Raw genomic sequence first — 15,106 nt, forward strand, 5'->3', positions numbered from 1 at the left:
TAGATCGGGGTTCAGGATGCCAAAAACAGAAGTAAACCAAGTGGTCAAGACACCTTCGGCTAAAAAAATTATTAAGTATGCTAATAGTTCTATTGGTCAAATCCTAGATTCTTTGGATGCACCAAGCTTTGGTTTAACCGAACAATATGTAGCTTCAAAAGTTAAAAACCAAACCAAAAAAGAACACTTTCCCTGGCTTAAGTACTTCTTGGAATCTTTTAAAGATGTTTTTACTTTAATTTTAGTAGCGATTATTATTTATAATCTGGTGATGTATGGATTAAATCCAAGCGCTAAAGATGCTTATACTTACTTAGCTGGAGCGCTATTAGTTTTTATTTCAGTTGGAATTTCTGTAGTGGTAACTGAATATACTAATTATGGTATTTGAAAAGGAAACCAAACCTTTTATAACCATCACATTGAAACGGTCAAAGTTTTACGCAACGTTGTTTTAAATCCAGCAACTAATCCGTTTGCTAACCCTCTCCAGGCTCATGATTTAATGGGTCATTTAACTGATGTTGATGCACTTAACCTTCTTCGAGGTGATGTCTTTTATCTTCAACCAGGCGACATTGTTCCAGTAGATGCTCGCATTGTTTATGCAGATAACTTTTATGTTAGTCAAGAATTATTAACTGGTTTAACCACTCCTGTTAATAAGAAGTACTTTAACAGCTCGTTTTCACCAAACATTTTTAATTTAACTGATATCATTTATCGTGGTAGTAAAGTCACTAGCGGAACTTGTTGAGCATTAAGTTTTAGTGATCTTAACAAAAACGTTTACAATGAACAGGTTGAAAAAATTCGGACTCGAGAAAGTAAAAGTACGTTTGACGATCAGGTTAAACGGGTGACCAGAATTTTAATCTACCTTTTAATTATTTTTGTTCCCACAATTTTTATTATGGTTGCTTTATTATCTGGATCACGAAGTGGTTTTAGTGATGGTCAAACTTGAATTAGTGCTGTTTTATTTGCGATGGCAGTAGCAATTGCATTAAGTCCTGATGGTTTACCAATGATGCTTAGTGCTGCTTTTTCTCGGGTTCGTTCGCGTTTGGCAAAGAAGAAAATTCAAATTCGAGAACTTTCATCAGTTCAAAATATCGGATCAATGGATGTTTTAGCGATTGATGTAGACAAAATCTTTGTGGATAAAGATTTCCATATTCAAAGTATGACCGGAATTGATGGCAATAAAAACGAACTTATTCTTGATTATTTGCTACTTTCAATCAGTGTTTCACCTTCTGCAAATTTAGAGTTGAATAACTTACTTTTAAAAACATCCAAGTATCAAAATCGCTTGGAAACTTTAAAGAAACGTTATGTTTTTATTAATCGCACTACCAACCAGAATAGTTTTTATCTTCATTTTTACGACCAAGAGCAACAACAAGAATTAATCATTAAGCGTGATAAAATCGACAAAGCATTAAATCTTGCTACCTTAGCAATAAAAAAAGATAACCAAGTAGTAGAGTTAACTGGTGAACAAAAACTTGACCATCTTTATCAGGATAACCGTAAGGGTGCTTTTTATAGTATTGGAATTGATTATAAGTATCTTGAAAAAGGAACAAAAGATTATTCGACTGGAACGTTTTTTTATGATGACTACATCTTCTTAGGAAGAATTGATTTATTGAGTTCAACTAAAAGTGGCAGCAGTTCGATTGTTAAAGAAATTCAACACCAAGATATTAACGTTTTGTTATTTTCAAAAAAGAGTTTAGGAGAAGTAATTGCTTTAGCGCGAGACCTTAATTTTAAAATTAAAAAAGCAGTTGATGGTAATGAAATTATTAACTACACTGATAAACAATTAACTGAAAAAATTAGGAATGCAAATGTCTTTTTTAACTTGAATTTAAATGCCCAAACTCGGATTATTCGTCTCTTTAAAAAGTTAAATAACACCATTGGTTTTTTAGGTGCTGATAGTGAAGATAGTTTCCAACTTTTAACAGCTGATATTGGTATTACCTTAACTAATAGTGATGATTTTGGTAAATATTGTGCCACTCTGGTGATTAATCATTTGGATTTAATGCAGTTAATTACTTCCATTAAAGAGTCACGGATTGGGTTGATGAACACAGTTAAATACATTAAGTTAAAGGTTACTGGAACAATTTCATTAACTTTAAAAATGTTGTTTGGAATTCTTTTCTTTAATCATGAATCAATCTCAGCAATCGAATTGTTGATTCAAAATATGGCTTATAATGTGATTGAATACACAATTATTTATGACAAAATTAACGATCAGTATTTGATTAAACCAAGTCAGTGAAAAACAAAGTCGATTATTCCTTTTGCCCTCTCAAATGCAATAATTTTAGTTGGATTAAACATTGTAATGACCTTAGTTTTAACCTTTGCTTTTAACCCGCACCTGTTAACTAACATTCGTCAAGAACAAGGCGATTGAATCCACCAGTTAGAGCAAATTCAAACTTCAATCTTTATTGGTGATAGTCTCTCTCATATTACCTTTATCTTGGTAGCTAGAGATAACTATGCCCGATTCTATCAAAGTCGACCAAGTAAACCATTGACAATTGCTTTAATTACGGGAGTAGCTTTCTTTTTGGCCCTTCCTGTGATTCCTAAAATTCAAACTGCCTTTGATATGGTTACGCCGTGATGAGAGTTCTACTTGATGATTATTGGAGCGATGGTAATTTTAATGTTTGGAGTTGACTTCTTAAAAGAGATTTACTTCCGCCATCAACGAACCTGATTTTAAAAAACAAACCAAAACACCTTATATTTTTTAAGAATATATTATAAGATAAATATGTTCTTAGCGTCCGCTTAGCGCAACTGGTAGAGCAACAGACTCTTAATCTGTGGGTTGAGGGTTCGATCCCCTCAGCGGACACCATTTTAAGAAAATAAAATCCCACCCTGAATGGTTAGTGACATTCAGGGTGGGATTTTTCTGTGTTTTTAAATCTTAATTAGTATAATTAAGAAAGTAAACAGGAGTCACAAATGATAATTAACTACAATCCACTCTTAATGATGTTGTGAAAGGTTGATCATAATATTATGATTATTAGTAATTTTAGTCATTGGGGAGATAATGAAAACCAATTAATCACCAGAGCAAAACAATTACGTTTAAATGGTGAAAAAATCGCTTTGATGAATCTGCAAACAACTACTTCAAGACAAGAAAGTTTGCTCAGTGATGAAATTATTGAATTATGGGCAAAATCTGAGCAGATTGATTATGTAATTAACTATGTGGTGGGCGATTATGAACAACAATTTGGTTTAGAAAACTTGTTTAGAGGAATTCAAAAAAATTTACATGCTGATCAAGTAGTTATGAACAGTGACTTTTTGATAAATAATCAAATAATTAGTGAAAAATTTTTAAATAAAACTTTTGGTTCGCGCGCGGTGCACTTAATTCCAACAATTACTGAAGGGTCAATGATTGCTAAGTTAACTGCAGCATTGCACAAGGGAAAAGTAGAGGAATATTACCAGTTAACAGGTGGTTATTTTTCTTATCAAGGAATAATTGATCAAGGCAAACAGGTAGGAAGAAAAATTAACTATCCTACAACAAATGTAAAAGTTAGCCCTAACTTTGTTTTAAAGCAAGGTGTTTATGCCACTATTAACTGGTTAACCACTCAAGAAACTCCGATTTTGGGAATGAGTTGTTATTGAATCAATTCTGATGGTGATTATTTGATTGAAACCAACTTATTTGACTTTAATCAAGACCTTTATCACCAAGCGATTCGAACTGAATTTGTAGCTTATCTTCGGGATTTATGTGTGGTTGAAAATTTAGATGAACTGAAAGTTTTATTAAAAAATGATGAAGTTAACAGTAGAAAGAAATTAACAGGTAAACAAAATGATAAATAAAGATTCTAAGCTTTTATTAGGAAGTTTTATTCCAATGAAAAAGAGCACTAACTACCTTTTGGGAACAATTGCTGAAGCTCAAATTGAGGGTGCTAATTGTTTTATGTTCTATACAGGACCACCACAAACTACTAAACGCACCCCGATTGAAGAATTGAATGTGACAGAATTTCGTCATCAAGCTCAAATGGGAGGGATTGATCTAAATACACTAGCAATCCACGCTCCTTATGTTGTGAATATGGCAAATTCAATCAATCCCAGCACCTTTAGTTTTGGAGTAGATTTTTTAGTCCAAGAATTAAAAAGAGCTGATCAGATCGGGGTCAAAATCGTTGTGGTTCATCCTGGGGCGGGGGTTGGAGCTAGTTTAGAACAAAGTTTAAATCAACTGGTCAAAGGTTTAAACCAAGTAATTGAGCAAAAACCTCAGGGAATAAAAATTGCTTTAGAGACAATGAGTGGTAAGGGTAGTGAAGTTGGGGTTAACTTTGACCAGTTGGCTTATTTAATTGACCATGTTGATAATAACCAGGACTTGGGAGTTTGTTTTGATACTTGTCACTTGTACGATAGTGGCTATGATATTAAAAACCAGTGAGATGCAGTCAAACAAGAATTTAACCAAAAAATCGGTTTAAATAAACTTTATTGTATTCACCTCAATGATTCAAAGTTTGGACTAAATTCACATAAAGACCGCCACGCCAATATTGGGTATGGGATGCTTGGTTTTGAAGCGTTAGATAAAATTGTTCATGATCCTGAATTGATAATGATTCCTAAATATTTAGAAACCCCTTGAATTGGAGAAATCCCTCCCTATAAAGAAGAAATTGCAATGTTAAAGAATCACCAATTTTTTGACTTTATGAGTGAAATTGAAAACCAAGATTAGGGTTTTTTATTTCTTTAATTAATGAGATAATTAATAGCAGTGAGCTTTAAAAGGAGAAACTATGAAAAAGTGATTAACCATTCTTAGTGCTGTTGGTATTAGTGCTACTAGCAGTAGTAGTGTTCTTGCTTGTACTTATAAGGCAAGTTCGCCTGTAAATTATCAAAAGTTTACTGATTTCAATGCAAAAAACTTTAATAAATTGGGTGAAGGAAAAATTTTACTTTATCCACAAGAAGGATTTACTCCACAAAGTATTAAAGATTATTATGAAGGTGCTCAGGGTAGTTTGGCAGTAAAAAACTTGATTGCTTCTAGTTTTGCTAATTATAATAAAGCTGTTGAAATTCTTAGTGATAGTAGTATGAGTGTCATGATTCAAAATGTGCAAAGTATCGATGATCAAATCTCAGGTGCTTATGAAGCAACTTTTCAAGTTCAACAAAAAACTGATTCATTTACCAAAAAGAGTGAGTTATTAAGTTTTAAAGTTGTTAGTGGTGGCAGCTACAAAGTTTTAAGTAATGATAATGATACTTTATCAGGTATTGCTGGAGCGACAAAAATTACTGATGATATTAATAACCCTCACTCAATTTTTCAAAAAGATTTTCTTGCTACTGCCAAGTTTTTGTTAAGTTTAAATCCAGTTGATCGTCAAAATCTTCAAGATAATGGAGTAATGAGTTTAAACCATTGAGGAGATACAACTAATAATTTTAATAACCACTGGATCGCTGCTTTAAAGACAGGCACTAGTAATACAGGAACCTTTTATCTTCCAGGAGTTGATCAAGATGGCAAGCAATATCAAAGTATTAATGCTCAAATTAATGATTCAGAATTGGGTGTAAAGAATTGAAGAAGTAAATTTATTCTTGGTGTTGTCACTGTTGTTTTAAATTATATTAATAATGGCACGATTACTAATAGCAATTATCAACAAATTGGTCTTTACCAACTTGATGCTGCTTTTGCAAGTTCGCTTCCACCTAACTTAACAATTACCAACACAGGAGTTACTGGTACTGCAACTTTAGAAAGTAATCAGTAATGTTAACCGTTAATTTAAAAAAAGATCGGAAAAACTTAGTCAACCTTTTTTATCATTATTTATTGATGAATAATGATGTTGATTATATGAAACAAGACATTCTCGACCAAACTCAGATGGTTTTTCTTGATTCAACAATTGAAAGCGTTGCGTTAGATATTGCTACCAAATCACCAGAAATTCTTGGCGAAATTGAAAGTAAATTAAAAAATAACTGAACAATGGATCGGATTCCTGCCCTTATTAAAGCAATGCTTTTAGAAGGTGCTTGAGAAATTCAGTATACAGATAATGAAAAAGCAATTATTATTAATGATTTAGTTGAATATTGCAAGGCAGTCGAGCCAGACTTTGACTTTAAGTTTGTCAATGCGATTCTGGACCAATTTATTAAGTTTTAAGGGGATGGGACTATTAAACCAATTTTAAGTGTTAATGAGTTAAATTTATTGTTGAAAACAACTATTGATGATGCTTTGGTGTTTCAGGATGTTTATGTCACTGGTGAGTTAAGTAATCTGGTTTTTAACAAATCTGGACACGTTTATTTTTCATTAAAAGATGAAACTTCGACAATTGGGTGCATGATGTGAAAAACTCACACAGAAAAATTGCGTCAACTCCACCCAACTGATGGCATGAAAGTTAATGTTGTAGGAAAAATCGATTACTATGTCCCTTATGGAAAAATTAGCTTAGTGGTTCATGATGTTCAAATTGAAGGAATTGGTGAACTTCAAATTATTTATGAACAACGCAAAAACCAACTTGAATCACAAGGTTGGTTTGATCGTTCATTAAAAAAACCACTGCCCCTTTATCCTCAAAATATTGGGGTGGTTACTGCTGATACTGGGGCTGTGATTCACGACTTAATTACTACAATCACCAGAAGGTGACCATTAACAAATATTTTTTTATTTCCTGCTAAAGTTCAAGGTGAGGGTGCAAGTATTGATATTGGTGCTAAAATCATCCAGGCTAATAACTTTGTTACTAATTTGGATGTTTTGATTGTTGGTAGAGGAGGAGGAAGTTATGAGGACCTCTGGGCTTTTAACGAAATGCCAACTCTCAAAGCAATTCGTAATTCTCACATTCCCATCATTTCTGCTGTTGGTCACCAACCAGATGTTACTTTAAGTGATTATGTTGCTGATAAACGTGCCCCAACTCCCACTGCTGCTGGTGAACTTGCCACTCCCAATATCGAAGAGATTAAACAAACTCTGATTTATCAACTAACAACATTAAAAAAAGCAATTCGACAAGTTTATCAAGAAGAAGTTCATACTTTAACTATTAACACCCAACAAATTGTTAACGAAATTAAAAACTTCACCCTTCATAACCAAACTCTAATAGCTAAAAACTTATCGTTAATGAAGTTAATTGCTACTAAATTAATCCAAACTCAACAAGTAAGAATTATTCATAATGAAAATAACTTGATGGAACTGATTAAACAAAAAGACCAAACTTTAACCACTAAAATTGCTACCAGCCACCAATTTTTAACAATGATTATCAAGAATCTGACTTTAAAGTGGGAAAATAAGTTAAATCACGACCAAGAAACCTTGACCTTGTTAAATCCAACTAGACCACTGCATCAAGGTTATGCTTTAATTAAAAGAAACAATCAAATTCTAAGTGCGAATCAAGTGATTAATAATGGTGAAGAATTACAAATCATGCGCTGGTTTGATGAAATTACGACGGTTGTAAAAGAAACCAAGAAAAGAGGTGAAGAGGATGAATAATGAAGAAAAAGAATTAACTTTTGACGAACTAATGAAAACAACTGAACAAATGATTAACCAGTTAAATGATAGTGATATCACAATGGATGAAGCAATGAAACTCTTTGAACAAGGAGTTAAAAATCTTAATCAAGCAAAGGTTAAACTAAATCAAAATAAGGCAAGAATTCAAAAAGTTTTAGCAGATAATCAGTTAGAAAACTTTGAATAAGATGAGTAAAAATCGCTTAGATGTTTATTTAGTTGATCATAGTTTAGCACCAAGTCGCAGTCGTGCTCGAAGTTATATTCAAGGTGAACGAGATGTTTATGTTAACCAAACTTTAATAACTAAACCATCATTTTTAGTTAGCGAAGATGATGTGGTTGAAGTTAAACAAACTAAGATGGTTGAATTTGTTTCTCGGGCTGGGTATAAACTTGCTAAAGCAGTTGAAACCTGAGCTTTAAATTTAACTGGTTTAGTTTGTTTAGATATTGGTGCTTCAACTGGAGGTTTTACTCAATGTTGCTTACTTCATCATGCTAAAAAGGTCATCGCTGTTGATGTTGGTCACGATCAACTATCGTCAAATTTGCAACTAGACCCCAGAGTTGATCAACTTGATAATCTTAACTTTAGATATATTACAACCACTCAAGTAAGTGCAAGTATTGATTTTTATTGTTGTGATGTCAGTTTTATTTCTTTAACTTATATTGTTCCTGCACTTAACAAGTTAAATTTACAACCAGATTCTTTTGGTGTCTTTTTAATTAAACCCCAATTTGAAACTAGTCAAGCTAAAATCAAAAACGGTCGAGCTCTTGATAAAAATGTTCATCTAGAAGTGATTAAAAAAGTTTTAAAGTTATTTACAGACGATAACTTCTTTACTTTTGGTTTAACCCCATCTCCTATTAAAGGACAGAAGAAGAGTAACTTAGAATACTTATTATTGGTAGGCAAACAAGAAACTTTCAACTCATACCAAGCGCGAATTTTTAGTGATCAAGAAATTAAAACAATCATTGATGAAGCTTGAACTTTGCTTTAAAAGAAATGGTGAAAAAATGAATGAAGAAAAAATTATTATGCATTTAGATATGGATGCTTTTTTTGCATCTTGTCTTCAACAAAAATACCCAAATCTCGCTCATAAACCCATTGTAGTGGCTTATAATGACCGAAAATCAATCGTAGTTACTTCAAGTTATGAAGCTCGGAAATTGGGGGTAAAAACAGCGATGCCCTTATATCTGGCTAAAAAAGTTAGTCATCACCAAATCATTCGAGTTGATCCTGAATATGATTTATTTTCTGATTATAACCACCAGGTGTTTGCTTTCATTAAAGAAGAATTTACTCCTTTAGTGGAGATTGCTTCAATTGATGAATGTTATTTAGATGTCACCCAACAGTGAAAAAAACATGGCACACCAAGAAAAATGGCAATTGCGATTAAAACTGCAATCAAAAGACAGCTTGGACTATCTTGTTCGATTGGGATTAGTAACACTAAGTTCTTAGCAAAAATGATTGGTAAAGAATTTAAACCAAATGGCATTGGTACTCTTAATCCTTTGACCCTATCAACGACCTTGTGGTTGAAACCAATTAACCAAATGTATGGAATTGGTCCATCCCTGGTTAAACAAATGCAAAAGCTTGGTATTCACAAAATTAAAGATTTAGTTTTTAGTGATGACCGGTTTTTGAATGCTCATTTTGGTAAATATAGTTTAGAGCTTAAAAAACGAGCGTTGGGAAGAAGTTCTAATCAAGTTCTAATCAAACATCCAGATTATAAAAACATCAGTAACGATTTGACTTTATCAAAAATTATTTATGAAGAGGAAGAGTTTTTAGATATTCTTCACCAAATTACCCTTCATGTTGCCAAAAGAGCTCAAAAAGAAAAAATGGTAAGTAAAACTGTTGGTTTAAGTGTTCACTATTATTGAAAAAACAAGAATCGTGAAAACTTTGATAAGGCAAAACACCATTCTCGCAAAAGCCGCCAAACTCAAATTGATCACTACACTAATGATGCTGAAGAGATTTATGCTCATTTAGTGCAAATCGCTTTAGAAACAATCGATTTTCAAAAAGGAGTTTATTTAGTTAGTGTTAGTTTAAAAGATACGATAAATATAAACAAAGTTCCTTATCAACACCAGATTACTCAAACAAGCAACTTGCAGTTTAACCAACTGTTAAGCAATTCTGGGCTTAAAAGAGCGAAAGACATTCAAGCTGGACAAGGAAAACTTCGTGAACAAACAAAATATATTCAACGCGAAAATATCCATTTTAATAAACATCAAAAAACAACATAACCTTGATTATTTTTATCAAGGTTATGTTGTTTTTAAATTAATCTGGCAGTTTGCAGTCTTATTAGTAAATCATTTTCTTTGGCTAACTTTTCACTTTTAATTGTAGCCACATTGTCTTCTAATCAAGTGATTTTATCTCTTCAAATCACTTCATTTTCTACATTCATTTTATAAATGTTCTTTGCATAAGTAAGTTGTTTTTGAGCTTGGTTAAGTTTATCTTTTGCTATTTCAAAAAGGTTTTTAATTTGTTGATAATTTCCGCTATTTTCATCGGTTTGATTTAGGATTTTTTCAACTGCTTTGTATTCGGCTTCTACCCCGTCAAAAACAACTTGAACTTTACTTATTGTTTGACTATCTTTTAACAAAGCTTTTTCAAAACTAGACAATCCTGCAATTGTGGTTGTTAATTCCTTATTATTAGAATCTAAACTTTGATTAATTTGATCCATTTCGATTTTCAACTCTTTAATGATTGGATTTAAAGAATCGTCTGCTGGAATAAAAAGAGCAACTTCACTACCATCATAATAAAAGAGGATAACAGTAATTGAATTATCATCATTAATTGTTATTTTTTCATTCAAGAGAATTTTTGTTTCATCAGGATCTGGAGTGGGGTTAAGGTTTTCTTGCTGATTGTTTGTACAGGCAACAACACTCGTAGTGGCAGTTGTAAATAAACCAATTGATCCCAAAATTGTTATTAATTTTCGCATGTCATTTTCCTTTTCTGAGAATATCGTATTTATAACATTGTATACAAATAAAAAAACAATAAAAATGAAATAGTTTAAAAACGATTTTATTTATCCTGTTCTTGAAGGAGTTTTGCTATTAATTCATCACCTTTAATAAAGAGATCATTTGTTTTCATTGTTCGAGGATTGTTAACTAAAAAATAGTCGATCTGGTGGTGAAGATTATATTCATTTTGAATTTTAATCACCGAATTAAGTTCTTTCAATGAGCGATTTCTTTCTTGACTAATAGTTTTTTTTCATCGATTTTTTGATCATTTACTCATCATTTTTGGATTAGCTAAATAAAGGTAACTATCGATTCCAGTTAGATTAGCTGATGGCAGAACTGCCCCTTCAATTAACAAGTTAACTTTTTCTGATTTCAAAACAAGAATAATTTCATCAGTCATGATTTTTAAGTATTTTCAAATAATTGAAGAAATGAGGTGATTTTTCTTTTTATCTAAAAAAATGTAGTTAGCTAATTTTTGAAAATCAAAGTTTTGATTCTCATCAAAAAGATCAACAATTTGTTGATCTTTCAAATTAAGTAACTCAGTTTTTAAGGCTTGATTTTCTATAATCACATTATGAGCTAATTCATCTAAGCTTAAATAAACAAAGTGATATTTTTTAGCTAAATATTTTGCTAAAGTAGTTTTTCCTGAACCAATATTGCCATAAATACCAATAATCATAGTTTTAGTTCAATCCCTTACTAATTAATTTCATTTGCTTTTCAACAGAAATTTTGGTGCAAGTGATTAAAACATTTTCATCTTTTGAAAAGACGAAAAACATGTCTTTAGATTTACCCACCCCCACATAATAATAATGATTATCTTCAAAACCATGGGTTGAAAGGTTGACCAATCGACGTACTTCTTCGCGCACTTCTCAATCGGTCTTATCTTTCATCTTCAAACGTTCTTTCACTCGTTGAAGTCCGTGATCACTATATTCAAAATTGCTCGCTTGTTGATAATAAGACATCGCTGCCAGCTCCTTTACAACAATAAAAAAAATGATAAAAAACAGTTGTTTTTATCATTTTAACACTAATTATTATCGTTTTTATCAGACGAATCTTTTTTGGATTTATGTTTGAAGAGACTCTCAACTCATAAACGGAATTTTGATTTATTCTTAATTATTACTTCATCATTGTCAAAAAGTGATTCATCATAAGTATAAGACTGTCCCTGCATCGTAGCAACGATTGCTTGTTGGTATTCAGCATTAGCTTTAACCATTTTATTACGGTCAGGACGAGGATTAACAATCAAGGTAAAGAGACACATTATTAAGGTAATTCCTAAAAAGGCAAGGGAGATATCGATAAAAATAGTAACCCATCTTACTGGATACACCCTCATTATTCCTTCTCACCAAGTATTAAAAGTTGTTTCATTATAATTGTCAAAACTATTGCTATAGAAGTTTTTTCAACCTTGTTTTAAACTATCAGGTGAAGCAAAACGATAAATTTGAATAATTGATAGAGCAAAGAAAAGAATAGTAAAGAATAAAGCAAAATAAGAGATACGGTACTTTTCTCGGTTAGATTTTGGTCGAGCAAAACAAGCATAACCAAGATAAATTGCTGGAATCGCATAGAAGACGAAGGTAATAATGCTTAAAAATCCACCAGATCCCATTGCTGCTAAATTATATTTGTTAGTGACATCACTCAAAACATGTCATTTACTTTCAGTGTTTGTTCCGATGATGGTTCAATCCAACATTGGATTAACACCATTATTGGCAATTTTATCAACTGAACCATTTAACGTAAAGCTAACACTAATTGCATAAGCATTGGCTGCAATCAAAACAATTGCAGAAATGATTCCAATCACTCCCAATATCATCTTAAAAATCGGCATTCATTTTGGTTTGGTACTGTAAGGATAGAAACGTGGATCAACTGCTGGTGATGAAGGCATATCAGCTAAACCTTGTTGTAAAGGATTAAAGAAATTATTCTGATGAGATTGGTGGTTGGATTCTTGGTTTCTTTGAACATTTTCATCAAAATTACCAGCACCCACTTCTGGTTCAACAGTTTGTTTTTTTTCAGCTTCTTTTGCTGTTTTAATTTTTGCTTGTTCTTGTTCATCAAACTTATTAATCGTTGCAGAAGACAACTTCGCACTAGTTAAAATATCTTCTTGATGAATACGTTGGTGGGGATCAATTCGACTTTGTTTAAAATCATATTTCTTAGCAATGTAGGCAATCAAATCGGTATAATCTTTGTACATCGCATCAACATCCCGATTATCTAAACGTTGAAACCTATGTTTTTGATCAGTTAAAAGAACAACAGCTTTTCCAAAGATAACCGCTCATTCTTGGTCTTCAAATGAAGCTTGGTGCTCTTTTTCTAAAGTAACTAAATCATTAATTAAACCGATTACTTGCTTTTGAAACTTCTCATCTTTAAGTACTCAGTACTTTAACTTTTCATCCTTAAGTAGGACGTTTAAGAGTTCAATGACACTTTGGTATACTTTTTGTGAGTCCATTAATTTTCTCTTTCTATAACTTTAATTAACTCTAGTTTGGCAATAATTGTTGGGTCAATGCTCCCTTGAACTAATAAACTATTTAAGTCGTAAAGCACTAATATTTTATCATTTAATGTATCAATATCTAAGTGTTTATACTTCTTAAAAGTCATTTTTATTCGATAAGGATGGGCATTTAAAAGTGTGGCAATTGTTTGAGAACTTTTTTGTCGCTGTTTAAGTAAAAAACAGTCTCGCGTAAAAACTAGTTCACTTGCTAATAAATAAATCAAACTCACACAATCATTGTTGAGTTCAAAATAATCACGAAGTTGAACAATAAATGCTTTAGTCTGGTTATTGATAAATGCTTCAGCAAGGTTGAATATATTTACCTCGCGATATTTACTGATATTCTGATCGATTGTATTTTGATCAATTATTGGTGTTGACAAAGCTGAGAGTTTTTCAATTTCATGATTAATTGCCACCAAATCATTGGGAATGATGGTTAAAAAATATTTTATGTGTTGTTCAGTGATTTTTTTCTTTTTAGCTTGCAGACGTTGATTAACATAAGCTTGCAAATGAGCACTATCAAGTAAAGGTACTTCAATAACTCGACACTCATTAGCAAATTTTTGGGCAATTTTAGTTTTGGTTGAAATCTCATCAGTTTGGACACTAAAAATAATAGTTGTTTGGTCATTTTTACTTGCTAAAATCTTTAGCATAAGTTCCTTTTGACTCTTATTTGGATACTTTTTTTCATCCAAAGTCTGGTTAGTCAAAAATAAACAATCATTAATAATAATAGTTTTATGTTGAGCAAACAAAGCAACAGTATTCACATTTTCATAAATTCTATTCAAATTATCATCAATTCATGAGTAAACTTGAACTTCTGATTCCAAAGTATGCTTCTTAATAATTTTTTCAACTTGGTTTTTTAATAAAAAGTGATCGGCGCTATAAACTAAATACATATCCTTCCCCTTTAATGGTTCTTCATTATATATGACAACTACTCTTAATCTTCACAAATCAACAATAAAAAATAATTAAAACTGGTTTTTGTTAGACCAGTTTTAATGTTTTATTTAGCTAATTTTTGAAGCAATTCCTCAATATGTTTGGTTGGTTCTACATTACGCATCTCAACTAAGATTTTTCCGTCTGAATCAACTACAAATGTACTACGAATAATTCCGCTCTGTTTTTCACCAATCACTTTAAATTGATTGGTAATTTCTCTAGTTAAGTCAGAAATCAAAGGATAAGCTAAATCTTTTTCACAAGAAAAGTCGTCATTAGCTTTTTCATCATCATTACTGATTCCCACAACGTTATATCCCAAATCTTGGAATTCTTTTAAATGTTTGTTATAAGCAGCTACTTCCAAAGAGCAACCACTAGTTCCTGCTTTTGGATAAAAGAAAATAATTAAACCTTTACTTCCACTCAACTTTTTCACATCTAAACTTTTTAAGACCCTATTTTCCACAAAAATCACCTCTTATATTCATTATAACTTGTCCTCACCTTTTTTTATTATTTTCAGGTCAATTTGAACCTTTTTCACATTTTTTAAAACTATAAATTAAGAAAGATTTGATATAATAGACTTTGTAGTGTGAAAAAAGAATGTAAGGAGAGAGTTGAATGGCAAATATTAAATCGCAAAAAAAACGTGTTTTAACTAATGAAAAATCACGTTTAGCAAATAAAGCACTTAAATCTGAAGTCAGAAAAGCAATTAAAAAAGCTAGAACTGCTAAAAGCGAAGATGCCGCTAACAAACAAGAATTAGTTAGCACAGCAGTTCGCTTAATTGACAAAAGCGTTACTAAGGGGATATATAAACCAAACAAGGCGGCTAGAGAAAAATCACGCCTAATGGTTGCTTAATATAT

The 15,106-nt window shown here is 31.7% G+C and carries 16 protein-coding genes and 1 tRNA gene; 11 read left to right on the top strand and 6 right to left on the bottom strand.

Translation table 4 applies throughout. The features are described 5' to 3' along the window. Window positions 1-16 precede the first annotated feature (16 nt). The 10 genes from LD125_RS01570 to LD125_RS01615 all read left to right on the top strand — a co-directional run bounded on the left by LD125_RS01570 (window position 17) and on the right by LD125_RS01615 (window position 9,937). Window positions 17-2,761, top strand: a complete 2,745-nt coding sequence (locus LD125_RS01570) for a cation transporting ATPase C-terminal domain-containing protein (RefSeq protein WP_250137001.1) — start codon at window positions 17-19, stop codon at window positions 2,759-2,761. Window positions 2,762-2,823: 62 nt separating this feature from the next. Beyond that, window positions 2,824-2,899: transfer RNA gene (locus LD125_RS01575), tRNA-Lys, on the top strand. Window positions 2,900-3,009: 110 nt separating this feature from the next. After that, window positions 3,010-3,903, top strand: a complete 894-nt coding sequence (locus LD125_RS01580; RefSeq protein ID WP_250137424.1) for a riboflavin kinase — start codon at window positions 3,010-3,012, stop codon at window positions 3,901-3,903. Further along, window positions 3,893-4,801 (top strand): deoxyribonuclease IV, encoded by a 909-nt coding sequence (locus LD125_RS01585; RefSeq protein ID WP_250136771.1) that lies wholly within the window; start codon window positions 3,893-3,895, stop codon window positions 4,799-4,801. Before LD125_RS01580 ends, LD125_RS01585 begins: the two co-directional genes overlap by 11 nt. A 61-nt stretch (window positions 4,802-4,862) precedes the next feature. After that, on the top strand, window positions 4,863-5,855 hold the full coding sequence (locus LD125_RS01590) for a lipoprotein (RefSeq protein ID WP_250137423.1): 993 nt from the start codon (window positions 4,863-4,865) through the stop codon (window positions 5,853-5,855). Then, window positions 5,855-6,256 (top strand): transcription antitermination factor NusB, encoded by a 402-nt coding sequence (locus LD125_RS01595; protein ID WP_250136773.1) that lies wholly within the window; start codon window positions 5,855-5,857, stop codon window positions 6,254-6,256. The genes LD125_RS01590 and LD125_RS01595 overlap by 1 nt, the downstream gene beginning before the upstream one ends. A 24-nt stretch (window positions 6,257-6,280) precedes the next feature. After that, a complete protein-coding gene (gene xseA / locus LD125_RS01600; RefSeq protein WP_308700561.1) occupies window positions 6,281-7,618 on the top strand; it encodes an exodeoxyribonuclease VII large subunit in 1,338 nt (445 codons plus the stop codon). Further along, window positions 7,611-7,829 carry an exodeoxyribonuclease VII small subunit gene (gene xseB / locus LD125_RS01605; protein ID WP_250137006.1) on the top strand — a complete coding sequence of 73 codons (219 nt, stop codon included), beginning with the start codon at window positions 7,611-7,613 and terminating at the stop codon, window positions 7,827-7,829. The genes xseA and xseB overlap by 8 nt, the downstream gene beginning before the upstream one ends. 1 nt (window position 7,830) lies before the next feature. Then, window positions 7,831-8,655 carry a TlyA family RNA methyltransferase gene (locus tag LD125_RS01610; RefSeq protein ID WP_250136776.1) on the top strand — a complete coding sequence of 275 codons (825 nt, stop codon included), beginning with the start codon at window positions 7,831-7,833 and terminating at the stop codon, window positions 8,653-8,655. A 16-nt stretch (window positions 8,656-8,671) separates the two neighbouring features. After that, window positions 8,672-9,937: a Y-family DNA polymerase gene (locus LD125_RS01615; protein WP_250137421.1), complete on the top strand. Its 1,266-nt coding sequence runs from the start codon at window positions 8,672-8,674 to the stop codon at window positions 9,935-9,937. A gap of 32 nt (window positions 9,938-9,969) precedes the next feature. Here LD125_RS01615 and LD125_RS01620 read toward each other — a convergent pair whose 3' ends face one another. The 6 genes from LD125_RS01620 to LD125_RS01645 all read right to left on the bottom strand — a co-directional run bounded on the left by LD125_RS01620 (window position 9,970) and on the right by LD125_RS01645 (window position 14,697). Next, the gene (locus tag LD125_RS01620) at window positions 9,970-10,659 is read right to left on the bottom strand and encodes a lipoprotein (RefSeq protein WP_250137420.1); all 690 of its coding nucleotides are present in this window, start codon (window positions 10,657-10,659) and stop codon (window positions 9,970-9,972) included. Window positions 10,660-10,745: 86 nt separating this feature from the next. Further along, the gene (locus tag LD125_RS01625) at window positions 10,746-11,381 is read right to left on the bottom strand and encodes a dephospho-CoA kinase (RefSeq protein ID WP_250136779.1); all 636 of its coding nucleotides are present in this window, start codon (window positions 11,379-11,381) and stop codon (window positions 10,746-10,748) included. Between the two features lie 4 nt (window positions 11,382-11,385). Next, window positions 11,386-11,676: a hypothetical protein gene (locus tag LD125_RS01630; protein WP_250137419.1), complete on the bottom strand. Its 291-nt coding sequence runs from the start codon at window positions 11,674-11,676 to the stop codon at window positions 11,386-11,388. 65 nt (window positions 11,677-11,741) lie between these two features. Next, window positions 11,742-13,211, bottom strand: a complete 1,470-nt coding sequence (locus tag LD125_RS01635) for a hypothetical protein (protein ID WP_250137418.1) — start codon at window positions 13,209-13,211, stop codon at window positions 11,742-11,744. Then, window positions 13,211-14,179, bottom strand: a complete 969-nt coding sequence (gene holA, locus LD125_RS01640) for a DNA polymerase III subunit delta (RefSeq protein WP_250136782.1) — start codon at window positions 14,177-14,179, stop codon at window positions 13,211-13,213. Before holA ends, LD125_RS01635 begins: the two co-directional genes overlap by 1 nt. A gap of 110 nt (window positions 14,180-14,289) precedes the next feature. Next, window positions 14,290-14,697, bottom strand: coding sequence for a peroxiredoxin (locus LD125_RS01645; RefSeq protein ID WP_250136783.1), 408 nt, complete (start codon window positions 14,695-14,697; stop codon window positions 14,290-14,292). Between the two features lie 158 nt (window positions 14,698-14,855). On the opposite strand from LD125_RS01645, the gene rpsT reads away from it, so the two are divergent. Continuing rightward, a complete protein-coding gene (gene rpsT / locus LD125_RS01650) occupies window positions 14,856-15,101 on the top strand; it encodes a 30S ribosomal protein S20 (RefSeq protein ID WP_250136784.1) in 246 nt (81 codons plus the stop codon). Window positions 15,102-15,106 lie beyond the last annotated feature (5 nt).

The sequence above is a fragment of the Mesoplasma sp. JKS002658 genome (assembly GCF_023566355.1).
In the GTDB taxonomy this organism is placed as follows: domain Bacteria; phylum Bacillota_I; class Bacilli_A; order Mycoplasmatales; family Mycoplasmataceae; genus Edwardiiplasma; species Edwardiiplasma whartonense.